This is a genomic window from Barnesiella intestinihominis YIT 11860 (genome assembly GCF_000296465.1).
Classification (GTDB): domain Bacteria; phylum Bacteroidota; class Bacteroidia; order Bacteroidales; family Barnesiellaceae; genus Barnesiella; species Barnesiella intestinihominis.
This window is the reverse complement of the sequence record NZ_JH815205.1, coordinates 333,722-355,682: the sequence shown is the minus strand read 5'-3', so window position 1 is coordinate 355,682 and position 21,961 is coordinate 333,722. Positions and strand designations below refer to the sequence as shown.

The window sequence follows — 21,961 nt, the reverse complement described above, 5'->3', positions numbered from 1 at the left end:
AAGTTACCTATATGGCAAACATACAGCAAGAAATAAGTAGTTTTCTGCCGGAGGCTACCTTCGTGGAAGGGACTATTTTGGAAGTGTCGGTTCCTGATGCCAAGTGGCATGATTTAGCGCTTTATTTGCATAATCAACTGCACTTTGATTATTTGGTTTCTATTGTGGGCATGGACTGGGGTGAGACCGTGGGTTGTGTCTACTATTTGACTTCTACCGTCGATAATTCACAAGTTTCGGTTAAAATAGAGACCGCAGATAGAGAGAATCCTCTGCTTCATTCTGTTTCGGATATTTGGAAATCCGCGAATTTATACGAACGTGAAGTCTATGATTTTTTTGGAATCCGTTTCATCAACCACCCCGATATGCGCCGGCTGTTTTTGCGAAACGACTGGGTGGGGTATCCTTTCCGAAAAGATTATAATGCAGACCCTGAATTGAATCCTATCCGATTGGAGCATGAGTCTGTCGATGATGTCACACACTCCGTTGTCGAAACGGAAGATGGAAAGCTCGAAGAACGGACGAATACGATATTTTCTCCTCAGGAATTCGTGGTAAATATCGGTCCTCAACATCCTGCGACTCATGGTGTGTTGCGTTTACGTACCTCTCTCGATGGCGAGACGGTTAAAAAAATCGATGTGTATTGCGGTTATGTACATAGGGGAATAGAGAAACTATGTGAGTCTCTTACCTATCCTCAGACTCTTCACTTCGCCGATCGTCTCGATTATTTATCCGCTCAGCAGAACCGGCATGCAGTCTGTCTTTGTATAGAAGATGCCTTGCAAGTAGAAGTGCCCGCACGTGCACAGTATATACGTACGATCATGGACGAGTTGATGCGTATTTCTTCGCACTTGTTATTCTGGTCTACATTCTGTATGGACTTGGGAGGAACGACAGCATTCTTCTATGGTTTCCGCGATAGAGAGAAGATTCTCGATATATTTGAGGAAACGTGTGGTGCGCGTATGACTTTCAATTACTATACGATTGGAGGTTTGATGGCCGATTTACACCCCGATTTCCAGCGTAAGGTCAAAGAGTTTTGTGCCTATATGCCGGCTAAGTTGAAAGAGTACCACACGTTGTTTACCGGTAATGTCATTGCCCAACAACGTATGAAAGGAGTGGGAGTTCTTTCTCGCGAGGATGCTATTTCGTATGGAATTGCGGGACCGTCGGGGCGTGCTTCGGGTTGGGCTTGCGACGTGCGTAAGAATCACCCGTATGCAATGTATGACAAGGTGGAATTTAATCAGGTTATCCGTACGGAGGGAGATGTTTTTGCCCGTTACATGGTACGCTTAGATGAAATATTGGAATCTATACATATCATAGAGCAATTGATCGACAATATCCCCGAGGGTGATTATGCCGTTAAGATGAAGCCTATTATCAAGCTGCCCGAAGGCCGTTATTTCCGCCAAGTAGAGGCCAGTCGTGGTCCGTTGGGTATTTTTATCGAAAGTCATGGAGATAAGAATCCCTATCGTTTGAAGATAAATTCGGCATGCTTGCCGCTGGTCGCTGGTCTCGATCCAATGTGTCGCAATGGAAAGATCGCCGATTTGATTGCTATCGGAGGGTCGCTTGACTATGTAATCCCCGATATGGACAGATAATTTAGTAATAAAAAATAAATTAAAGAATAAGTTATGTTCGACTTTTCGATAGTTACCCACTGGATTGATAATTTGTTGAGAAGTGTAATGCCCGGTTGGGGAGCTTTACTTGTTGAATTTGTATTGGTAGGCGTTGCGTTGCTGCTGTTGTATGCAGTTTTGGCATTGTTCTATATATATTTTGAGCGTAAGGTATGTGCCTTTTTCCAATGCCGTTTGGGTCCGAATCGTGTAGGTCCTTATGGTATTATTCAGAGTGTTGCCGATATGTTCAAGATATTGATTAAGGAGTTGATTACTTTGAATCATATCGATAAGTTCTTATTTAATTTAGCTCCTTATTTGGTAATCGTCGCTTCCATGTTGGCCTTTGGTTGTTTGCCTTTTGGAAGAGGATTACAAGTTATCGATTTTAATATCGGCGTGTTCTTCCTGATCGCCGTTTCGTCCATAGGAGTGTTGGGTATTTTGTTGGCCGGTTGGTCCAGTAACAATAAATTTACACTTATCGGTGCTATTCGAAGCGGTGCTCAAATGGTGAGTTACGAACTTTCGATTGGGTTGTCTGTATTGACGATGGTCGTCTTTGCTGGAACAATGTCGATAACCGGTATAGTAGAAGCTCAGACTAACGGTTGGTTCTTGTTTACAGGTCATATCCCGGCGATAGTCTCATTTTTGATTTATTTGGTTGCCGGTACGGCCGAGACCAATCGTGGTCCGTTCGACTTGCCCGAAGCCGAGAGCGAGTTGACAGCCGGATACCACACAGAATATTCGGGTATTCATTTCGGATTTTTCTACTTGGCTGAGTATTTGAATCTGTTTATTGTGTCGGGTATGGCTACATTGCTTTTCTTGGGAGGTTGGATGCCATTCCACATACCGGGTTGGGAAGGTTTTAACCATATTATGGATTATATTCCGTCTGTGATTTGGTTCTTTGGAAAAGCGATACTTGTTTCGTTTGTGATTATTTGGTTCAAGTGGACATTCCCCCGTTTGAGAATAGACCAATTATTGCGGCTCGAATGGAAATATTTATTACCTTTGAACTTGATTAATCTCTTTATTATGGTGCTTATTGTGATTTACGGATTGCACTTTTAATGAATTAAAAATATAATACTGATAATAGAGGTAAAGTTATGGCAGATAAATTTGGATATATCACGCAGGTCATCGGGCCGGTTGTCGATGTCGCTTTTGAAGGCGAAGGCAATGAAGTACCTCCCATATATGCCGCTCTTAAAATCGAACGAGAGAACGGGGCAGAGCTGATTGTCGAGGTAGAACAACATATCGGTGAAAATACGGTGCGTTGTGTAGCGATGGATTCTACCGATGGACTGAAACGGGGTATGAAGGCTATCGACTTGCAAAGACCGTTATCGATGCCTACCGGTTCGCAAGTGAAAGGTCGGTTGATGAATGTCATCGGTGAAACGATCGACCACCTTCCTGCATTGGATTATACCGAATTAAAATCGATTCATCAGGAGGCTCCGGCTTTCGACGACCTCTCTATCAGTACCGAGATGCTTTATACGGGAATCAAGGTGATCGATTTACTCGAACCGTATTCGAAAGGTGGAAAGATCGGTTTGTTCGGAGGGGCAGGTGTTGGTAAGACCGTATTGATTATGGAACTTATCAACAATATAGCCAAAGGGCACAACGGTTTTTCGGTGTTTACCGGAGTGGGGGAACGTACCCGTGAAGGTAACGACCTTTTACGTGAGATGATCGAGTCGGGAGTTATGTCGTACGGCGATAAATTCAAAGAAGGCATGGAACGGGGCGAGTGGAATCTGCGTGATGTCGATATGGAGAAAGTGAATGAATCGCAGGCAACGTTGGTGTTCGGTCAGATGAACGAACCGCCGGGAGCCCGTCTGCGTGTCGCTTTGTCTGGGTTGACTGTTGCCGAACAGTTCCGTGATTCCGATGGCGGAGGTAAAGAGATACTATTGTTTATTGACAATATATTCCGTTTCACTCAGGCGGGATCCGAAGTTTCGGCATTGTTGGGTCGTATGCCTTCTGCCGTGGGATATCAACCTACTTTGGCTTCCGAGATGGGTAAGTTGCAAGAACGTATTACGTCTACGAAGCAGGGATCTATTACATCGGTACAGGCCATTTATGTACCGGCCGATGACTTGACCGACCCGGCTCCGGCGACTACATTTAGCTTTTTGGATGCTACGACGGTATTGAGCCGTAAGATTTCTGAGTTAGGTATCTATCCGGCCGTGGATCCGTTGGAGTCTACGTCCCGAATCCTCGATCCGAATATTGTAGGCGAGGAACACTATCAGGTCGCTCAGGGTGTAAAACAGCTTTTACAGCATTATAACGAATTGCAGGATATTATCGCCATTTTGGGTGTCGATGAGTTGTCGGACGAAGACAAACTGGTGGTGAATCGTGCTCGTCGGGCACAGCGGTTTTTGTCGCAACCTTTCCACGTGGCCGAGCAGTTTACCGGTCTTCAAGGTGTGATGGTTCCGTTGGAAGAGACTATCCGCGGGTTTAAGATGATTCTTAACGGCGAGATGGACGAATATCCCGAACAAGCATTCTTGAACGTGGGTACAATAGACGAGGCCATTGCCAAAGGTAAGAAGTTGTTAGAACAAGCGAAGACCGCTCACTAATAAAAACGAGAATTATGGTACTTGAAATTATATCTTCGGAACAAATCCTTTTTAAAGGAGAAGTCGAATCGGTTACCCTGCCGGGAGCAAAAGGTTCGTTTACAGTTCTTGAAAATCATGCATCGTTGATTTCTACGCTCGATGCCGGTACCATTGAGTATGTAACGGCCGGTGAGCGGCACTCGGTATCCGTCGGTGGCGGGTTTGTCGATGTGGATAATAATCGTGTAGCAGTTTGTGTACGGTAATTGGAGTAAAAAAGAGATGAGAAAACAAATCGCATACATAGTCGCTTTTTTGTTAACGGTATTTTCGTTCCCGCTGTCGGCACAGGAGAAGGCCGATGATGAAGGAGAAAAGGCCTTTGACCCGAAAGAGACAATTTTTGAGCACCTGCTCGATGGCTATGGTTGGGAATTACCTTTCTCGCATGAGCATAAAATCCCACTTCCGGTTATCGTGCGGGATTATAAGGGCGATTGGAAAATATTCGGGTCGCATCGGCTTGAACACGGGCAGACTTATGAAGGTTTTTATGTCGCTCAGGACGGCCCGAATAAAGGAAAGGTCGAGAGTGTCGATGATCGGGGAAATCGTTATCGTCCGCTCGATTTGTCGATTACCAAAAATGTGTTGGCGTTGATTATAGCGGCTTTCATTTGCGGGTGGTGTGTGCTTTCGGTGGCTCATTGGTATAGAAAGAAACGTTTTAAAGCCCCTAAAAAAGGTGTAGGAGCCATAGAATTTCTTATCGAGTTCGTTTATACGGGCGTGATAAAAAGCACATTGGGCGATAAAGCACCTCGTTTTGCCCCTTATTTATTGACCGTATTTTTCTTTATCCTTTTGATGAACCTGTTAGGGCTGATCGTAATTTTCCCCGGGGGCGCTAATTTGACGGGTAATATAGCCGTTACTATGGTTCTTGCTTTGTGTACATTTATCGTAGTAAATGTGCGTGGAACAAAAGAATATTGGAAAGAAATATTTTGGCCCGATGTACCGTTGTGGTTGAAGTTTCCGTTACCTATCATGCCCTTGATCGAGGTGTTCGGAATATTTACCAAACCGGCGGCTTTGATGGTGCGTTTGTTTGCCAATATGATGGGCGGGCATATGATTATATTGTCGCTTATATCGCTCATTTTCATTTTTGGAGCATTCGGAGCGGTTGTTATAGGGGCAACGACAGTCGTATCGGTGTTGTTCTCTTTGTTTATGTTGCTTATAGATACGTTGGTATCGTTTATTCAAGCCTATGTGTTTACCATGCTTTCGACTCTGTTCATAGCTTTGGCACAAGTCGATGGGCATCATGAAGGAAAAGTGGAAGAAATAAAATAATGTATAATCTCTAAACAACAAACATTATGTTAGGAATGATTTTATTACAAGCAGCAGCCGGTGCAAGTCTGGCTAAGTTGGGCGCCTGTATCGGCGCTGGTATCGCCGCTATTGCAGCAGGTATTGGTATTGGTAAGATCGGTTCATCGGCGATGGATGCCATAGCTCGTCAGCCCGAAGCCAGCGGTGATATCCGAAGCAACATGATCGTGATTGCCGCTCTTGTAGAAGGTGTTGCATTGTTCGCTGTGATTGTTTGCGTGATGTCATTATTCCTCTAAGATATGGAACTGTTCACGCCCGAATTCGGCTTGGTATTTTGGATGTTCGTTGTCTTCGTCATCCTTTTTGCCATTCTTGCGAAGTTTGCTTGGCCCTATATTATCCGCAGTCTCGACGAACGTGCCGAGCTTATCGATAAGGGGGTTGAGTATGCACAAGAGGCAAAAGCGCAATTAGACAACGCACAAGCGGATGCCAAAGCTCTTTTGGTCGAAGCGCAGAAACAACAGATGGAGATTCTGCACGAAGCTGCCCAGATGAAAACTCATATCATAGAGGAGGCTCGTCAGGCAGCATCGGTAGAGGCGAAGAAAGTAATGGACGCTGCGGCCGTGTCGATCGAGCAAGCTCGAAAAGAGTCGGAACTTCAATTCCGCCGCGAGGTAAGCGAGTTTGCCCTGCAAATTGCAGAAAAAATGATGCGTAAGCAACTTTCTGATGACAAAACGCAGGTCGAAATGATCGACAAACTGTTGAATGAAATTGAGAATCAAAACTAATAGGATATGAACGAAGGGTTAATACCGAGCCGATATGCGAAAGCTCTTTATAAATATGCTCAGGAGCATCATGTGGCCGCTCCTATTTACGAAGAGATGAAACGGCTTGATGCAGCTTTTGCAACTCATACCGAGTTGTCTAAGGCACTGAGTAACCCGGCTCTCTCTGCTGCGGATAAGGTGCGGGTATTGTCATCGGCTTTCGGTGAAAAGCCCGACGATTATCTTCTCCGTTTTGTTCAGTTAGTGATTAGGAACCGTCGCGAAACGTTTGCAAGAGCCATTGCTTTGGCTTATCAGGATATTTACCGGCGAGCTAATCATATAGCTCGTGTTACGATAACAACTGCTGTTGCTTTGGATAAGGAAGTTCTCGACCGTATAGGTGATCTCATGAAAAAGCAAACGGATAAGACGTTGGAATTCGTTTATGAAATAGATCCTTCTATCATCGGCGGATTTATTTTACGGGTGGATTCGATGCAATTAGATGCTTCGGTAAATAGTGAATTAAAGAAATTGCGTTTGAAATTGCTAAACAGCAAATGATATGATTAAACCCAGTGAAATATCGGATATTTTAAAAAAGCAACTCGATGAAGTCGATTCCAAAATCAATTTCGAGGAAGTGGGTACTGTTCTCGAAGTGGGTGATGGGGTGGCTCATGTCTATGGACTCGAAAATGTGCGGTCAAGCGAACTTATCGAGTTTGAGAATGGAGTGCACGGAGTTGCGATGAACCTCGAAGAGAGCAATGTGGGTGTCATTTTGCTCGATAATGTCGATAAGGTTACCGAAAATATGACGGCTCGTCGTACGGGAGAGATCGCCTCTCTTCCTGTTGGCGAAGGATTGCTAGGGCGGGTCATCAATACGTTGGGTGAACCCATTGACGGGGCCGGTCCCATTCAGGGTGATTTGATTCGATTGCCTCTTGAACGTAAGGCTCCGGGTGTTATTTTCCGTCAGCCGGTGAACGAGCCTTTGCAGACCGGTATCAAGGCGATAGACTCTATGGTTCCTATCGGCCGTGGACAGAGAGAGTTGATCATCGGCGACCGTCAAATCGGGAAAACGGCTATCGCCATCGATACGATTATCAATCAACGAGATAATTATAAAAACGGTAACCCCTTGTATTGTATTTACGTAGCTATCGGTCAGAAGGCTTCTTCTGTGGCTGCGTTGGTGAATACATTGAAAGAGCACGGAGCGCTCGATTATACGGTCGTTTTGGCAGCGAACGCTTCCGATTCGGCTGCTATGCGTTATTATGCGCCTTTTGCGGGGGCTGCTATCGGGGAGTACTTCCGGGATAGCGGGCGTCATGCATTGGTAATTTATGACGACTTATCGAAGCAGGCGGTTTCCTATCGTGAAATTTCGTTGATTCTTCGTCGTCCTTCCGGTCGTGAGGCCTATCCGGGCGATATATTCTATTTGCACTCCCGTTTGCTCGAAAGGGCTGCTAAGATTATCAATAATGACGAGGTTGCTTCTTCGATGAACGATTTGCCCGAGGTGATGAAACCGATGGTGAAAGGTGGCGGATCTTTGACGGCTTTGCCTATTATCGAGACACAGGCCGGAGACGTTTCGGCTTATATCCCTACGAACGTGATTTCGATTACCGACGGACAGATATTCTTGGAAACGGCATTGTTTAACCAAGGGGTACGTCCGGCTATCAACGTGGGTATCTCTGTTTCCCGTGTAGGAGGTAACGCTCAGGTAAAAGCCATGAAGAAGATTGCCGGTACATTGAAAATAGATCAAGCTCAGTTCCGTGAGCTCGAATCGTTTACGAAATTCGGTGGCGATGTCGATCCTGTGACGGCCATGACAATCGATAAAGGGCGTAAGAACGAACGTATTCTTATACAGCCTCAGTATTCGCCGGTTCCCGTGGAAGAGGAAATCGCTATTATATATTGCGGTACACAGGGATTGTTGCACAATGTCCCGATGGACAAGGTAGCCGAGTTTGAAAAATTGTATTTGCAAATATTGAAATCAAAATATAGCCACGAAGTGATGGACGAATTGCGTGCAGGACATCTTGACGACAAGATTGCTGCTCTCATGACCGAAGTTGCCGAAGAGGTTGCTAATCGATTTAAGGCATAAACTATGGCATCAATGCGCGACTTAAAAGGAAGAATCGGTTCGGTCGCTTCTTCCGAAAAAATAACCGGTGCGATGAAGATGATTTCATCGGCCAAGATGCATAAGGCCGAGTCGGCTTTGCGTCGTGTACGGCCTTTCAGGGATCAGATTCAAAACACCATCGATCACCTTATTTCGGCTGATGCTGAATATAGTTCTCCGCTTACCGAGATTCGTCCCGTAAAGCGGAGGGCGATTGTTTTGCTCAGCTCGGACGAGGGATTGTGTGGCGCATTTAATATGAATCTTTTTAAACGCACGCTCGAAATTATCAATCAGGCACGAATGGCAGAGACCGAAAATCCAGTCATGTTTGTTGTTTATCCGATTGGAAAGAAAGCCTCTAAATTCGCTCAAAAACTTGTGGGAGATAATGTCGAGATTGTTACTGCCGATGAGATGACCGCTAAAAGCTCTGTCGAGGATATCGCCCGTTTTACCGGAGAATTGACGCGGGAGTTTATTGCCGGAAAAGTCGATTGCGTGGAAGTTGTATATACTCATTATAAAAGCGCGAGCAAACAGATTTTAGCGACTCGTCAATTATTGCCGATTGCCGCCGATGATTTGGCGACGGGTGAAAAAGTCGAGCGTAATAAACCTTATTTGTTCGAGCCCGATGTGAATACGATCTATAATGAGGTATTACCGCTTTATGTTCTGTCGAGTATGCAGGAGGCTATCTGTTCCAATCGGGTGTCAGAACAGGCGGCTCGGGTGATGGCCATGCAGTCGGCGAACGATAATGCGAAAGAATTGTTGGACGAACTGCAATTGGAATATAATAAACTGCGTCAGCAGAGTATTACGTCCGAATTGTTGGATATTATCGGAGGAAAAGTAGATTGAAATCAAGGGGCTTGAAGAACCAAGCTCTTTTTTATGAACGAAATAAACCATAGTGTTAACTAATAAAAATAGAAGAGTTCTATAAAGAAATTTATGGGAAGTTTTAAAAATTACATCACATCTTTCTGGAAAGGATTACTGAGCCTTCTTAAAGGAATGGGGGTTACCGGTAAGTATTTTTTCAGCCGGAAAGTTACCGAACAGTACCCTGAGAATAGGGCTACATTGAAAATCCCCGAGCGTTTCAGAGGTACGTTAACTTTGATTTATGACGAAAACGGACAGCACAAGTGCATTGCGTGCGGTATTTGTCAGATGAATTGCCCGAATGGGACAATCAAAATCGAGGCTTCGAAAATTACCACCGAAGATGGTAAGACGAAACGAGTGTTAGATAAATATGTGTATGATTTGGGTAGTTGTACCTTTTGTCAATTGTGTGTGACTACATGTCCTCACCATGCCATCAAATTTACAAACGAGTTTGAGCATGCCGTTTATACGCGTGAGAAGTTGGTGAAACAACTGAATCGTACCGATAACCCAACAGAAAATAATTGATTAACATTATGGAACAAATAGCAAATCAAGTTATCTTCGGCTTGCTTGCATTGGTCATCGTGGTTTGTTCGATTCTTACGGTAACCACGCGGCGCATATTGCGGGCGGCTACTTACCTTCTGTTTGTGCTTTTTGCGACGGCGGGTATCTATTTCCAGCTTGACTATACATTTTTAGGAGCCGTGCAATTGGCCGTTTATGCCGGTGGTATCGTAGTCTTGTTCGTCTTCTCTATCTTGTTGACGAGTCACCCGGGAGACAAATCGGAATTGTTGACACCTAAAAAACGTGTAGTAGGTCTTATTGCTTCGATATTCGGTGCAATCGTGTGCGGATATACATTATTTACTTATCCGTTTTTCACGAAACCGCTTACCAGCGTAATTACCGGAGAGGTAGATATGAAAGAAATAGGGCATGCTCTTATGGGTATGGATAAGTTTCAGTATCTGTTGCCTTTCGAAGCTGTCAGTGTGTTGTTATTGGCTTGTATCATCGGTGGCATTATGATTGCCCGTAAAAGATAAGAGACTATGGAAATACCAATGATTGCCTATTTGGTGGTAAGTACCATCATGTTTTTTGCCGGAGTTTACGGGTTCGTCACACGTAAAAATATGCTGGCTATGCTCATTTCCCTTGAATTGATGCTGAATGCGGTGGATATCAATTTTGTGGTGTTTAACCGTTACCTTTATCCCGAGGCATTGGAGGGATTCTTTTTCACCCTCTTTGCAATAGGCATCGCCGCTGCCGAGACAGCGCTTGCCATTGCGATCATTATCAATATTTTCCGTCATATACGGAATGTTGAAGTGCGTAACCTTGATAAAATGAAATATTGATCGATATGGAATATTCAGTTATAATACTTTTACTTCCGCTTTGCATGTTCCTGTTTTTGGGACTTGTGGGGCATAAGTTGAGCGAACGTGTTGCCGGGATATTGGGAACAATCGGATTGTCGGTAGCTGCCGTTTTGGCTTATGTAGTGGCGTTCAACTATTTTACCATGCCCCGCAATGCAGAAGGCGTTTTCGACACCTTGCAGCCGATCAATTTCGAATGGTTGCGTTTTACAGAACATTTACATATTGACTTGGGCATTTTATTAGACCCTATTTCCGTGATGATGCTGGTTGTTATCACAACCGTGTCGTTGATGGTTCATATTTATAGTATGGGCTATATGCATGGAGAAAAAGGGTTCCAGCGTTATTATGCGTTTTTGTCGTTGTTCAGCTTCTCCATGTTGGGGTTGGTGGTAGCGACGAACATTTTCCAAATGTATATTTTCTGGGAGTTGGTAGGTGTTTCTTCCTATTTGCTCATCGGATTTTATTATACTAAGCCGGCGGCTGTATCTGCTTCTAAAAAGGCCTTTATCGTTACCCGTTTCGCCGACTTGGGCTTTTTGATCGGTATTCTTATCCTCTCGTTCTTTACCGAGACTTTCGATTTTGCTACATTGATGTCCAATCCTTCGGCATTGGTGAGCGAAACGGCCGGCATGACCTTTATGGGCTGTTCGGTAGCCGCTTGGGCTATGGCTCTTATCTTTATGGGAGGTGCAGGTAAGTCGGCTATGTTCCCGTTGCATATATGGTTGCCCGATGCGATGGAAGGTCCTACTCCTGTATCGGCGCTTATCCATGCCGCTACGATGGTTGTAGCCGGTGTTTATTTAGTAGCCCGGTTGTTCCCTATGTATTGTGCCGTGCCCGAAGTGCTCGAACTGATTACATGGGTAGGAGCCATTACCGCTCTTTATGCTGCTGTCGTTGCGTGCGTGCAGACCGATATTAAACGGGTGCTCGCTTTCTCGACCATTTCTCAGATCGCTTTCATGATGGTAGCGTTGGGAGTTGCCTCCGATGTCGATTTGCACACCGGACTCGGTTACATGGCTTCCATGTTCCACTTGTTCACGCACGCCATGTTTAAAGCGCTGCTTTTCTTGGGTGCGGGTTGTATTATCCATGCCGTTCACTCCAACGAAATGTCCGAGATGGGAAACCTTCGCAAATATATGCCTGTGACTCATATCACATTCCTTATCGCATGTTTGGCTATTGCCGGTATTCCTCCGTTCTCGGGATTTTTCAGTAAAGACGAAATCTTAACCGCCGCATTCGAAAAGAGTGCGTTCTGGGGCGTTTGGATGACGGCTGTCGCCGGTCTGACAGCTTTTTACATGTTCCGTTTGTATTACCGCATCTTCTGGTGGAGCAAACCTTCTTACGAACATCATACTCCGCACGAGGCTCCTGCGGCCATGTATTTGCCTTTGGTATTTCTCGCGTTGGTTACGTGTGTTGCCGGATTCATTCCTTTCGGAGAATTCGTATCGGTAAACGGCGAAGCCTATCATATACATCTCGACTGGTCGGTAGCGACTACAAGTATTATAGTCGCAGTGGCCGCTATCGCTTTGGCTACATGGATGTACCTCTCGGAAAATACCAAACCCAAAGCTCTTGCCGATAAGTTCCGTGCTTTGCATACGGCGGCTTATCATCGATTCTATATGGACGAGCTCTATATGTGGGTGACTCATAAAGTGATATTCCAGCGAATTTGTCGGCCTATCGCATGGTTCGATCGTCATATCGTCGATGGCACGATGAATATGTTGGCGACCGTTACCAACGGGGTTTCCTACGGCATACGCAAGTTGCAGTCGGGATATATCCAGTGGTATGTATGGGTATTCATTATGGGTGCATTGTTAATCGCCGTATTGGCCATGTGTTTTTAACTGATGGTTGAACGATAAAATATTAAAGAAACACTATGAATTTTCTATCATTATTTGTGCTTATCCCTCTCTTGATGATGCTGGGTCTTTGGATCGCAAGAGATATGAAACAGATACGAACGGTAGCGGTTATCGGTTCGACCATTTTGTTGGCGTTGTCTGTATATACTCTCGTTGAGTTTTTGGCCGAACGCGCTGCCGGAAATACGGCTACAATGCTGTTTACCGATAGCAGAATGTGGTATGCTCCGTTAAATATTCACTATGCTGTGGGTGTGGACGGAGTGTCGGTGGCCATGCTATTGCTTTCTTCTATTATTGTATTTGCCGGAGTGTTCGCTTCTTGGAAGATAAATCCTCTTCCCAAAGAATATTTCTTGTGGTTCATGTTGTTGTCTACCGGTGTATTCGGTTTCTTTATTTCGGTGGACCTTTTTACCATGTTCATGTTCTACGAAGTGGCGCTTATTCCCATGTACTTGTTGATAGGTGTTTGGGGAAGCGGCAGAAAGAACTATTCGGCAATGAAACTGACCTTGATGTTGATGGGTGGTTCTGCTTTGTTGATGATCGGTATCTTGGGTATCTATTATCAATCGGGGCTCCATTCGATGAATGTAGTCGAAATTGCCGAGCACGGTAATATCCCCATGAACTGGCAATACTTCTTGTTCCCGATGACTTTCGTGGGATTCGGCGTGTTGGGGGCTATGTTCCCGTTCCACACATGGTCGCCCGATGGTCACGCTTCGGCTCCTACGGCAGTGTCTATGTTGCATGCCGGCGTATTGATGAAATTAGGAGGATACGGTTGTTTCCGTGTAGCCATTTATCTGATGCCTCAGGCTGCGACCGAACTGGCTTGGATATTCTTAATACTTACCGGTATCAGTGTAGTTTACGGAGCGTTCAGCGCTTGTGTTCAGACCGACCTCAAATACATCAACGCTTACTCTTCGGTGAGTCACTGCGGTTTGGTTTTGTTCGCCATATTGATGTTGAACACGACGGCTATGACCGGAGCCGTGATGCAGATGCTTTCTCACGGTTTGATGACCGCTCTTTTCTTTGCCCTCATCGGTATGATTTATGGACGTACACACACCCGTGATATTCGGGAGATGGGAGGTTTGATGCAAATCATGCCGTTCCTTTCGGTTTGTTACGTGATTGCCGGTTTGGCTTCGTTGGGTCTCCCGGGATTGAGCGGCTTCGTTGCCGAAATGACTATATTTGTCGGTTCGTTCGAGCATACAGATACGTTCCACCGAGTGTTTACCATCGTAGCTTGTACTTCGATTGTGATTACAGCGGTTTATATTTTGCGGGTTGTCGGCAAACTTTTGTTCGGCGCTGTTCAGAACGAACATCACCGGGAGTTGACCGATGCCGAATGGTGGGAACGTCTGTCGGCCATTACCTTGATCGTATGCGTGGCCGCTATCGGTTGTTTTCCGAATTGGATTTCCGATTTGATTCGTCAAGGTGTGGAACCTATAACTAATTTGTTGTCTCAAGCTCTTTAATAAAACAGTATATGGACTATTCACAGTTTTTAATTATGCGCGGAGAAATATCGCTGCTGCTTGTGTTTTTGCTGATATTTCTTTTTGACACCTTTGGAGGGAAAAAGAGCCTCAAAGGATTATCCATTACGGCATGCGTTTTATTCGCCCTGCATACGGTTTGGAATATAATACCGGTCGATTCTGCTACGGCGTTCGGGGGTATGTATCAGACTTCTCCCATAGCTTCGATGGTTAAAACCGTACTCAATATAGGCACATTGATTGTTTTGTTACAATCCATTTCGTGGTCCGATACCCCCGATGTCAAATTGCGCCGAGGAGAGTTTTACGAATTGTTATTGGTTACCTTGTTCGGTATGTATTTAATGGTTTCGTCGGGACACTTCTTGCTGTTCTTTATCGGACTCGAAACCGCATCGTTACCGATGGCCGCTTTGATAGCTATCAATAAGAAAGATACGGAATCGTATGAGGCGGGGGCCAAATACCTCTTTACGGCGGTTTTCTCTTCGGCTGTCTTCCTGTTAGGGCTTTCGTTCCTCTATGGAGTATCGGGCTCTCTCTATTTCGGCGATATAGCCGTAGCGATTGCATCTAATCACACGCCACTGTTGATTGCCACGCTCGTTTTTGTACTGGCCGGTATGGGATTCAAACTTTCGTTGGTTCCGTTCCATTTGTGGACAGCCGATGTTTATCAAGGAGCTCCCACTCAGGTGACTTCTTATTTGTCGGTTATATCGAAAGGGGCTGCTGCTTTTGCATTGATGTTGATCCTTTACAAAGTCTTCTTCCTCGATCCTGTCATCTGGCAAGGTATCATGTGGGCTTTGATCGTGTTGACCATTACAGTGGGTAACTTGTTCGCTATTCGTCAGAAGAATCTGAAACGCTTTTTGGCTTTCTCTTCTATCTCTCAGGCAGGATATATTATGTTGGGTATTATAGCAGGTTCGGCACAGGGTATGGCTGCGTTGGTTTACTATGTGCTGGTGTACATATTCTCCAACTTGGCTGCATTCGGTGTGATATCGTCTGTTGAGCGTAGTAGTGGAAAGGTAGGAATGGACGACTATAACGGTCTGTACAAAACCAATCCCAAGTTGAGTGTCGTTATGATGTTGGCGATGTTCTCTTTGGCGGGAATTCCTCCCTTTGCCGGATTTTTCAGCAAATTCTTCATTTTTGCTTCGGCTATCCATTCAGGATTCTATATTTTAGTACTTATCGCCTTGTTGAATACCATTATTTCGCTTTATTACTATTTGTTGGTGGTAAAAGCTATGTTCATCAACAACGAGAACGATTGTGCCATAGCTCCGTTCCGTAGCGATAACGCTTCCCGTGTCAGCCTGATTGTTTGTGTCGCCGGTATTTTACTGTTGGGAATCGTAAGTTGTGTCTATACCTACTTCACAGATCTCAGCTTGATAGGAGCTTAATGATAGAATAAAGAGCAAAATAATTCCTTGTATCATGTTAGACAGATGGCAGACAGCTATCTGTCTAATTTTTTTTGTATGAAGTCAGTACAGGTAGCGAATATTAGCGACTATCATGTGTTGCTCATAGAAATTTTGCGGTATCTTTCGGGTGATATGCCTGCCACTCTACTAAAATATTTTGAGAATAGAGATTGGTCGTTGAAACCCAATTCATAGGCGATTTCTTTAATTGACATAGGGGAGTTGCGTAGAAGAATTTGAGCTTCGAGTACGGTATATTCCTCGATCCATTGTGAGGCACTGCGACCGCTTGCTTGTCGGATAACAGTTGTCAGGTGTCGTGGAGTCAGAGACAGAGCATCGGCATAGAATGAAACACGCCGATGCTGTCGGTAATTGGTGTGCAGTGAATCTAAGAAATCATAGAGAATCTTTTTGCTGTGCGAGGCAGGTGCTGCGGTTGCTTCCCGGTTTTGGCAGATATTGCGTATTTGAAAAAATAGACCGACGATGAGGGGATATAAAGTCCCTATCGGATCATGTTCGGTAGTATCGGCACAAAGGCAAAGCAGTTCATGAAAACGAGCAAGCCGATTTCGTTCCTCTTCCGTAACGACGATGAAAGCATCGCGCGCGGCAATTGAGCTTAATGTTCGTTCTGTAAAGAGTAATTGCCTCCAAAAGGATTTGGATAATAGCAGTCCGACGCATAGAAAATCGGGACTCCGTTTTACAATGCGACAGGCACATGGAACAGTGAAGCATAGTAAATGCTCCTTATCGAAATGATAGGTTTGTAAATTGATTTCTATTTCCATTTCCCCATTCCAACATAAAAAGAGACATGGAACATCGATTTTGACCGGATAGGCATGTGCGCCAAACAAATCCTTTTCACGCCATATTACGAAGGGTCTCTCTCCATCGTCGAGTTGCATACGCCTTAATAGAGTTTCAAATGTAAAAATCTGGTCTTGCATACAAAAAGACATTATTTCTTAATATATATAAGGAATTATATAGGATAATCGTACAAAAATACAAAATATAAGCAGAATAATACATTGCCGGATCCAGCATATCTCCGTTACTTTGTCGTGTAATCAAATTTAGAGAATAATGAAACGAAAAATTTTGAGTATTGCGTTTGGTTTGGTAGTTGTACCGTCGGCAATTATGGCGCAGACAGCAGCGACAGAGCATACGATACGTGCTAACGAGGCTGTAAAAACAGAGTTGGATTTCAATGACCGTCAGGATTTCGAGGATGCCAGTCGGGGATTCATTGCGACAGTTAACACTTCGGCCATCATGACCGAAGATGGGAAGGAGTCCTATTCGCTCGAAGGTTGGGATTTCTTGAAAAACGATGTTCCCGAAACTGCGAATCCGAGTCTTTGGCGACAGTCGCAGCTCAATCGCTTCAACGGTCTTTTTGAGGTCATTCCAGATAAACTCTATCAGGTTCGTGGTTTCGATATCGCCAATATGACCTTTATTCGTTCTGATCATGGTTGGATTATTATTGATGTAACAACGACCAATGCAGCTGCAAAAGCTGGTTATGACCTCATTAAGAAACACGTGGCCGATCTGCCGGTTGAAGGGGTTATCTTTACCCACCCGCACGGCGACCATTATGGAGGTATTGCAGCTATTCGCGAGGGGTCATCGAAGAAAGATTTCGAAATCATTGCGCCCAAAGGGTTCATGGCATCGGCTCAAAACGAAAATGTGCTAGCCGGTGTGGCAATGACTCGTCGGGCTACTTATATGTACGGCCTGCAATTGGAGCCGAGTGTTACGGGTAATCTCGGCTGTGGCTTAGGACAGGCTATGTCTACCGGAAATAAAGGTATTGCACGCCCGACAATCGAGATCGAAACCACCGGTGAGAAACATACGATTGATGGAGTAGAGATGGAATTCGTCTATGTACTTGATACGGAAGCTCCGGTAGAAATTATGGTGTGGTTTCCTCAAATGAAAGCATTCTGTACAGCCGAGGATATGACGCATAATATGCACAATCTGCAAACTTTGCGCGGTGCAAAGGTCCGTAACGGTTTGTTGTGGAGCAAAGCAGTGGATACGGCTATCGAACGTTATGGCGATGAAGTGGAGGTTTCGTTTGCCACACATCACTGGCCGACATGGGGAAATGAACGCATCGTAGATTATTGGGAGGCACAACGCGATTTATACCGGTATTTGCATGACCAAACCTTGCACATGGCCAATCGAGGTCTGACTCCGAATGAAATTGCCGAAGAGATGCAATTGCCTGCTTCTCTCGCTTCGCAGTTCCATTGTCGGGGTTATTATGGCACATTGAGTCATAACGTAAAGTCTCAGTATGATCTTTATTTCGGTTGGTTCGACGGAAACCCTGCACACTTGAATCCGCTGCCCCCTACGGAACTCGGAACTAAGTATGTCGAGGCAATCGGAGGTGCGGAAAAGGTTCTTGAAGTGGCCCGGGCTTCTTATGATAAGGGTGATTATCGTTGGGTTGCAACTCTGCTTGACCACCTTGTATTTGCAGAGCCGCAGAATATGGAGGCTCGTCGTCTGTTGGCTGATACCTACACACAACTGGGGTATCAGGCCGAGAGCGGTCCGTGGCGCAACTTCTATCTGACCGGCGCTCGTGACCTGCTGAAAAGCGATGTCCCTTATACTTCACAGCTCATCAACGATGGTGTGTTGGCGCAGATGGATATGGGAATGTTACTCGATTATTGTGCGATTCAGTTGAATGGAGAAAAAGCCGCAGACAAAGAGGCCGTCATCAATATAGACTTCACAGATACGAACGACAAAGTTGTGCTTATATTGAATAATGGTGTTTTGAACCATCGCTTGAATCGACAGGAGAAGGAGGCAGACCTTACGTTGAGTATCGCCAAAATGGATTTCGTAAAGCTGTTCTTCGGACGTACCGATACCGAAGCCTTACGTAATGCCGGCAAGATTAAGATGTAAGGAGATGAGAAGGCTATTGAAATGCTTCGCTGTTGTTTTGAAGCTGCCGATTCAAACTTCAAAATCGTACTGCCTTAAAAATTGGACGTGATATAGTAGTTCCCGGCGGAGGTATAAAATTTACCTCCGCCGGTTTGTTTATAAAATTATAAGTACGTATAGACCGGTTAGGTAATCTGACGATTGTTGAGATAGCGAAAGTAATGATGGAGAACCCGTTTCTCAATTAAAACTCCCAGATTAATCTTGAATCAGGAAAAATAAAAAAGGCGTACAGTACGTACGCCCTTTCTCAATATGTATAAAGTTTTATTGCATTTTGCCGGATAGAACGGCTTTTGTATCCGAAGCAATCATGTATTCTTCGTCTGTGGGAATGACGACAACTTTTACCTTTGATGCCGGGGTGCTTATCACACATTCCGTTCCATGAATCTGTTTATTTATTTCGGGATCGATTTCTACTCCCATAAAAGCCAACGGTTTACATACGGCTTCGCGCGTTATGGTTTGATTTTCGCCTACACCTCCGGTAAAGACGATGATATCTACTCCGCCTAACGCCGCGGCATAGGCTCCTATATATTTGGTGATTCGGTATTCATACATTTGTAACGCCAAAATAGCCCGTTCGTTTTTTGCGGCGACTCCGGCTTCTATGTCTCTCATGTCGGAAGATAATCCCGATATACCAGCCACTCCGCTTTTTTTATTCACCAAATTTGCTACTCCGGCAGAATCGAGGTGTTCTTTGTCCATTAAATAGGTGAGGACTCCTGCATCGACATCGCCCGACCGAGTTCCCATCATTAATCCTTCAACCGGAGTCATACCCATAGAGGTGTCGACAGACTTCCCGTCTTTAATCGCCGTAATGGAACCTCCGTTTCCGATGTGGCAGGTAATTATGCGTTGTTTCTCGTAGGGCACTCCTAAAAACTCGCAAGCTCGTTTCGATACGTAGCGATGACTTGTTCCGTGGAATCCATATCGGCGTATCCCGTATTTTTTATATAAATCGTAGGGAAGGGCATACATGTAGGCATGCGCGGGCATGGTTTGGTGGAATGCCGTATCGAATACTCCTACTTGCGGAACCGTAGGCATCAATTTGGATATTGCTTCGATACCCGCCATGTTGACAGGATTGTGCAACGGCGCTATATCGTAACATTCTTTTATTTTTTCGATAACTTCGTCTGTGATGAGCACGCTTTTGTTGAATTTTTCTCCACCGTGCACGACCCGATGGCCAACAGCATCGATTTCATCGAACGACTCGATACACCCATATTCTTTACCGGTGAGTACATTCAGTATGTTTTGGATAGCCGAATGGTGTTCCGGCATACTGGTTTTTAAAATTACTTTTTCTCCGTTGGGCAAAGTTAGTTTCAAGAAAGAATCTTCCAATCCTATTTTTTCTGCTCCTCCTTGTGCCAATACGGACTTGGAGTCGATGTCGAATAATTTGTATTTTACCGACGAGCTACCGCAATTTAATACTAATATTTTCATAAGGCATGCATTAAGGTTATTTTTTCAAACTGATGGCTTGATTACAAGTAATGGCTATCATTTTATAGATATCATCGACCGAACAACCTCTGGAAAGATCGTTGACCGGTGCGGCGATTCCTTGAAGAATAGGACCCACGGCTTCGGCATGAGCCAACCTTTGAACCAGTTTATAAGCGATGTTGCCTACTTCGAGCGAAGGAAATACCAGTACATTCGCATGTCCGGCAATCTCGCTACCCGGAGCTTTGCTTGCTCCTACGGCAGGAACAATCGCTGCGTCGGTTTGCAACTCTCCATCGATTTTTAGAGAAGGTTCCATCTCTTTGGCCAGTCGGGTAGCCTCCACTACTTTATCGACCATTTCATGGCTGGCACTGCCTTTTGACGAGAAACTCAACATGGCGATACGTGGATCGATGTTAGCGATATCTCGGGCTGTTTTTGCAGTGGATACAGCTATTTGGGCGAGTTCCGAAGCTGTCGGGTTGGGTAATACGGCACAATCGGCGAAAACCATCAATCCGTCTTCTCCGTATGAACGATCGGGGACAAACATGAGGAATGCTCCCGAAACGACCTTTACGCCGGGAGCGGTTTTGATAATTTGAAAAGCCGACCGTAACACATTACCTGTCGTGTTACGAGCTCCGGCAACTTCGCCGTCGGCATCTCCGTTTTTAATCATGAGGCAACCGAGGAAAAGAGGGTCTTCGACCATCTTTTCTGCTTTTTCGAGGGTTACGCCTTTGGCTTTTCTTAGTTCATATAGAAGTTGAGTATATGTTTCTTTTTTTTCGTGGTTTGCAGGATTTACCAGAGTCGCCTTGTCGATGTGTTTTAGCTTGTACCGATCGGCAAGTTCCATAATTTCAGACGGTTCCCCGATGAGTATAATATCGGCGATGTTGTCGGCCAATATTCGGTCGGCTGCTTGTAAAGTACGTTCTTCCGTTCCTTCGGGTAAAACAATACGCTGTTTGTTTGCTCGGGCTTGTTCTACCATTCGTTCCATTAAATTCATAGTCGGATTGGTTTATGTGTTATTTAGACATTGCAAATGTAGTAATAAAATGTAATATCAAGATTGCAATTTAGGGTAAATATTATATAAAAATATCCCGAATTTTCTTTTTATATTTATTTTTTCTTGTTTTGCTATGTAAGATAAAAATAATATCTATATATTAGCCCCGAAAAAGAAAGAACTTTAATCGAAATTAAGCGGGAAATACTATAATATTGAGAGATTTATGAATAAGGAAAAGTTTATTGTAGAGTATGATTTAAAAAGTGTTTCTCCAACTTTGTTGTGGTCGTATATAGGAACGAAGAATGGATTGGCCGATTGGTTTGCCGACGATGTGCAAAACGAAGAGAAATTATTTACTTTTTTTTGGAATAAGTCTTCTCAGCAGGCTCATCAGATAGCTGTGCGTAGCGGGAGTTATATTCGGTTTCATTGGTCGGACGATGAAGATGAGAAAAGTTTTTTTGAACTTCGCATATCTTCTTCGGAATTAACCGGGGCGACTATGCTGGTTATTACCGATTTCGCATATCCCGACGAGATGGCGGACAGCCGTGGTTTATGGGACCACCAGATAGAGACACTCCGTCGTAAATTGGGTGTATGACTTTTCTTGAAGAAGTTGAAGGGGAAGTTTTAATTTAGCGTTCTTCCGCAATAATCGTTATCGGCTGTTCGGAAATTCATTTTTTTGCGCTA

21 protein-coding genes are annotated in these 21,961 nt (G+C 44.6%); 18 read left to right on the top strand and 3 right to left on the bottom strand.

Annotated elements, in window-relative coordinates; genetic code table 11:
- Window positions 1-11: 11 nt before the first annotated feature.
- The 16 genes from HMPREF9448_RS10455 (at window position 12) to HMPREF9448_RS10380 (ending at window position 15,726) form a co-directional block, all read left to right on the top strand.
- Window positions 12-1,634, top strand: a complete 1,623-nt coding sequence (locus tag HMPREF9448_RS10455) for an NADH-quinone oxidoreductase subunit D-related protein (protein WP_008862542.1) — start codon at window positions 12-14, stop codon at window positions 1,632-1,634.
- Between the two features lie 33 nt (window positions 1,635-1,667).
- Complete coding sequence (gene nuoH, locus HMPREF9448_RS10450) at window positions 1,668-2,744, top strand: NADH-quinone oxidoreductase subunit NuoH (protein ID WP_008862541.1); 1,077 nt, start codon at window positions 1,668-1,670, stop codon at window positions 2,742-2,744.
- A 38-nt stretch (window positions 2,745-2,782) separates the two neighbouring features.
- Window positions 2,783-4,294 carry a F0F1 ATP synthase subunit beta gene (gene atpD / locus HMPREF9448_RS10445; RefSeq protein WP_008862540.1) on the top strand — a complete coding sequence of 504 codons (1,512 nt, stop codon included), beginning with the start codon at window positions 2,783-2,785 and terminating at the stop codon, window positions 4,292-4,294.
- A gap of 14 nt (window positions 4,295-4,308) precedes the next feature.
- A complete protein-coding gene (gene atpC / locus HMPREF9448_RS10440) occupies window positions 4,309-4,542 on the top strand; it encodes an ATP synthase F1 subunit epsilon (RefSeq protein WP_008862539.1) in 234 nt (77 codons plus the stop codon).
- 16 nt (window positions 4,543-4,558) lie between these two features.
- Entirely contained in the window at window positions 4,559-5,638 is a 1,080-nt protein-coding gene (atpB, locus tag HMPREF9448_RS10435) for a F0F1 ATP synthase subunit A (protein ID WP_008862538.1), read from the top strand.
- 26 nt (window positions 5,639-5,664) lie between these two features.
- Complete coding sequence (gene atpE / locus HMPREF9448_RS10430) at window positions 5,665-5,919, top strand: ATP synthase F0 subunit C (RefSeq protein ID WP_008862537.1); 255 nt, start codon at window positions 5,665-5,667, stop codon at window positions 5,917-5,919.
- Between the two features lie 3 nt (window positions 5,920-5,922).
- The gene (gene atpF / locus HMPREF9448_RS10425) at window positions 5,923-6,420 is read left to right on the top strand and encodes a F0F1 ATP synthase subunit B (protein WP_008862536.1); all 498 of its coding nucleotides are present in this window, start codon (window positions 5,923-5,925) and stop codon (window positions 6,418-6,420) included.
- 6 nt (window positions 6,421-6,426) lie between these two features.
- Window positions 6,427-6,969, top strand: a complete 543-nt coding sequence (locus tag HMPREF9448_RS10420) for a F0F1 ATP synthase subunit delta (protein ID WP_008862535.1) — start codon at window positions 6,427-6,429, stop codon at window positions 6,967-6,969.
- Window position 6,970: 1 nt separating this feature from the next.
- Complete coding sequence (gene atpA / locus HMPREF9448_RS10415) at window positions 6,971-8,548, top strand: F0F1 ATP synthase subunit alpha (protein ID WP_008862534.1); 1,578 nt, start codon at window positions 6,971-6,973, stop codon at window positions 8,546-8,548.
- 3 nt (window positions 8,549-8,551) lie between these two features.
- The gene (atpG, locus tag HMPREF9448_RS10410) at window positions 8,552-9,436 is read left to right on the top strand and encodes an ATP synthase F1 subunit gamma (RefSeq protein WP_040296169.1); all 885 of its coding nucleotides are present in this window, start codon (window positions 8,552-8,554) and stop codon (window positions 9,434-9,436) included.
- Window positions 9,437-9,529: 93 nt separating this feature from the next.
- Window positions 9,530-9,997 carry a NuoI/complex I 23 kDa subunit family protein gene (locus HMPREF9448_RS10405; RefSeq protein WP_008862532.1) on the top strand — a complete coding sequence of 156 codons (468 nt, stop codon included), beginning with the start codon at window positions 9,530-9,532 and terminating at the stop codon, window positions 9,995-9,997.
- An 8-nt stretch (window positions 9,998-10,005) separates the two neighbouring features.
- A complete protein-coding gene (locus HMPREF9448_RS10400; protein WP_008862531.1) occupies window positions 10,006-10,524 on the top strand; it encodes an NADH-quinone oxidoreductase subunit J family protein in 519 nt (172 codons plus the stop codon).
- Window positions 10,525-10,530: 6 nt separating this feature from the next.
- Window positions 10,531-10,842 (top strand): NADH-quinone oxidoreductase subunit NuoK, encoded by a 312-nt coding sequence (gene nuoK / locus HMPREF9448_RS10395; RefSeq protein WP_008862530.1) that lies wholly within the window; start codon window positions 10,531-10,533, stop codon window positions 10,840-10,842.
- Window positions 10,843-10,847: 5 nt separating this feature from the next.
- A complete protein-coding gene (gene nuoL, locus HMPREF9448_RS10390) occupies window positions 10,848-12,755 on the top strand; it encodes an NADH-quinone oxidoreductase subunit L (protein WP_008862529.1) in 1,908 nt (635 codons plus the stop codon).
- Window positions 12,756-12,790: 35 nt separating this feature from the next.
- Entirely contained in the window at window positions 12,791-14,281 is a 1,491-nt protein-coding gene (locus tag HMPREF9448_RS10385) for a complex I subunit 4 family protein (RefSeq protein ID WP_008862528.1), read from the top strand.
- A gap of 11 nt (window positions 14,282-14,292) precedes the next feature.
- A complete protein-coding gene (locus HMPREF9448_RS10380; protein WP_008862527.1) occupies window positions 14,293-15,726 on the top strand; it encodes an NADH-quinone oxidoreductase subunit N in 1,434 nt (477 codons plus the stop codon).
- A gap of 113 nt (window positions 15,727-15,839) precedes the next feature.
- Here the strand turns inward: HMPREF9448_RS10380 and HMPREF9448_RS10375 are convergent, their stop codons facing one another.
- On the bottom strand, window positions 15,840-16,709 hold the full coding sequence (locus HMPREF9448_RS10375) for an AraC family transcriptional regulator (protein ID WP_008862526.1): 870 nt from the start codon (window positions 16,707-16,709) through the stop codon (window positions 15,840-15,842).
- 139 nt (window positions 16,710-16,848) lie between these two features.
- Between HMPREF9448_RS10375 and HMPREF9448_RS10370 the strand changes: the two genes are divergently transcribed.
- Window positions 16,849-18,714 (top strand): alkyl/aryl-sulfatase, encoded by a 1,866-nt coding sequence (locus tag HMPREF9448_RS10370; RefSeq protein ID WP_008862525.1) that lies wholly within the window; start codon window positions 16,849-16,851, stop codon window positions 18,712-18,714.
- Window positions 18,715-19,023: 309 nt separating this feature from the next.
- On the opposite strand, the gene HMPREF9448_RS10365 is transcribed toward HMPREF9448_RS10370, so the two are convergent.
- Together HMPREF9448_RS10365 and pta are read right to left on the bottom strand one after the other, a co-directional pair.
- Window positions 19,024-20,232, bottom strand: coding sequence for an acetate kinase (locus HMPREF9448_RS10365; protein ID WP_008862524.1), 1,209 nt, complete (start codon window positions 20,230-20,232; stop codon window positions 19,024-19,026).
- Between the two features lie 16 nt (window positions 20,233-20,248).
- On the bottom strand, window positions 20,249-21,256 hold the full coding sequence (gene pta, locus HMPREF9448_RS10360) for a phosphate acetyltransferase (RefSeq protein WP_008862523.1): 1,008 nt from the start codon (window positions 21,254-21,256) through the stop codon (window positions 20,249-20,251).
- A 229-nt stretch (window positions 21,257-21,485) separates the two neighbouring features.
- Here pta and HMPREF9448_RS10355 point away from each other — a divergent pair, with 229 nt between their 5' ends.
- Window positions 21,486-21,869: an START-like domain-containing protein gene (locus tag HMPREF9448_RS10355; protein WP_008862522.1), complete on the top strand. Its 384-nt coding sequence runs from the start codon at window positions 21,486-21,488 to the stop codon at window positions 21,867-21,869.
- Window positions 21,870-21,961: the final 92 nt, after the last annotated feature.

What these genes read in the sequence shown, in the direction of transcription:
- HMPREF9448_RS10455 (WP_008862542.1), top strand. Translation starts at nt 12, where the DNA reads ATGGCAAACATACAGCAAGAAATAAGTAGTTTTCTGCCGGAGGCTACC.
- nuoH (WP_008862541.1), top strand. Translation starts at nt 1,668, where the DNA reads ATGTTCGACTTTTCGATAGTTACCCACTGGATTGATAATTTGTTGAGA.
- atpD (WP_008862540.1), top strand. Translation starts at nt 2,783, where the DNA reads ATGGCAGATAAATTTGGATATATCACGCAGGTCATCGGGCCGGTTGTC.
- atpC (WP_008862539.1), top strand. Translation starts at nt 4,309, where the DNA reads ATGGTACTTGAAATTATATCTTCGGAACAAATCCTTTTTAAAGGAGAA.
- atpB (WP_008862538.1), top strand. Translation starts at nt 4,559, where the DNA reads ATGAGAAAACAAATCGCATACATAGTCGCTTTTTTGTTAACGGTATTT.
- atpE (WP_008862537.1), top strand. Translation starts at nt 5,665, where the DNA reads ATGTTAGGAATGATTTTATTACAAGCAGCAGCCGGTGCAAGTCTGGCT.
- atpF (WP_008862536.1), top strand. Translation starts at nt 5,923, where the DNA reads ATGGAACTGTTCACGCCCGAATTCGGCTTGGTATTTTGGATGTTCGTT.
- HMPREF9448_RS10420 (WP_008862535.1), top strand. Translation starts at nt 6,427, where the DNA reads ATGAACGAAGGGTTAATACCGAGCCGATATGCGAAAGCTCTTTATAAA.
- atpA (WP_008862534.1), top strand. Translation starts at nt 6,971, where the DNA reads ATGATTAAACCCAGTGAAATATCGGATATTTTAAAAAAGCAACTCGAT.
- atpG (WP_040296169.1), top strand. Translation starts at nt 8,552, where the DNA reads ATGGCATCAATGCGCGACTTAAAAGGAAGAATCGGTTCGGTCGCTTCT.
- HMPREF9448_RS10405 (WP_008862532.1), top strand. Translation starts at nt 9,530, where the DNA reads ATGGGAAGTTTTAAAAATTACATCACATCTTTCTGGAAAGGATTACTG.
- HMPREF9448_RS10400 (WP_008862531.1), top strand. Translation starts at nt 10,006, where the DNA reads ATGGAACAAATAGCAAATCAAGTTATCTTCGGCTTGCTTGCATTGGTC.
- nuoK (WP_008862530.1), top strand. Translation starts at nt 10,531, where the DNA reads ATGGAAATACCAATGATTGCCTATTTGGTGGTAAGTACCATCATGTTT.
- nuoL (WP_008862529.1), top strand. Translation starts at nt 10,848, where the DNA reads ATGGAATATTCAGTTATAATACTTTTACTTCCGCTTTGCATGTTCCTG.
- HMPREF9448_RS10385 (WP_008862528.1), top strand. Translation starts at nt 12,791, where the DNA reads ATGAATTTTCTATCATTATTTGTGCTTATCCCTCTCTTGATGATGCTG.
- HMPREF9448_RS10380 (WP_008862527.1), top strand. Translation starts at nt 14,293, where the DNA reads ATGGACTATTCACAGTTTTTAATTATGCGCGGAGAAATATCGCTGCTG.
- HMPREF9448_RS10375 (WP_008862526.1), bottom strand. Translation starts at nt 16,709, where the DNA reads ATGCAAGACCAGATTTTTACATTTGAAACTCTATTAAGGCGTATGCAA.
- HMPREF9448_RS10370 (WP_008862525.1), top strand. Translation starts at nt 16,849, where the DNA reads ATGAAACGAAAAATTTTGAGTATTGCGTTTGGTTTGGTAGTTGTACCG.
- HMPREF9448_RS10365 (WP_008862524.1), bottom strand. Translation starts at nt 20,232, where the DNA reads ATGAAAATATTAGTATTAAATTGCGGTAGCTCGTCGGTAAAATACAAA.
- pta (WP_008862523.1), bottom strand. Translation starts at nt 21,256, where the DNA reads ATGAATTTAATGGAACGAATGGTAGAACAAGCCCGAGCAAACAAACAG.
- HMPREF9448_RS10355 (WP_008862522.1), top strand. Translation starts at nt 21,486, where the DNA reads ATGAATAAGGAAAAGTTTATTGTAGAGTATGATTTAAAAAGTGTTTCT.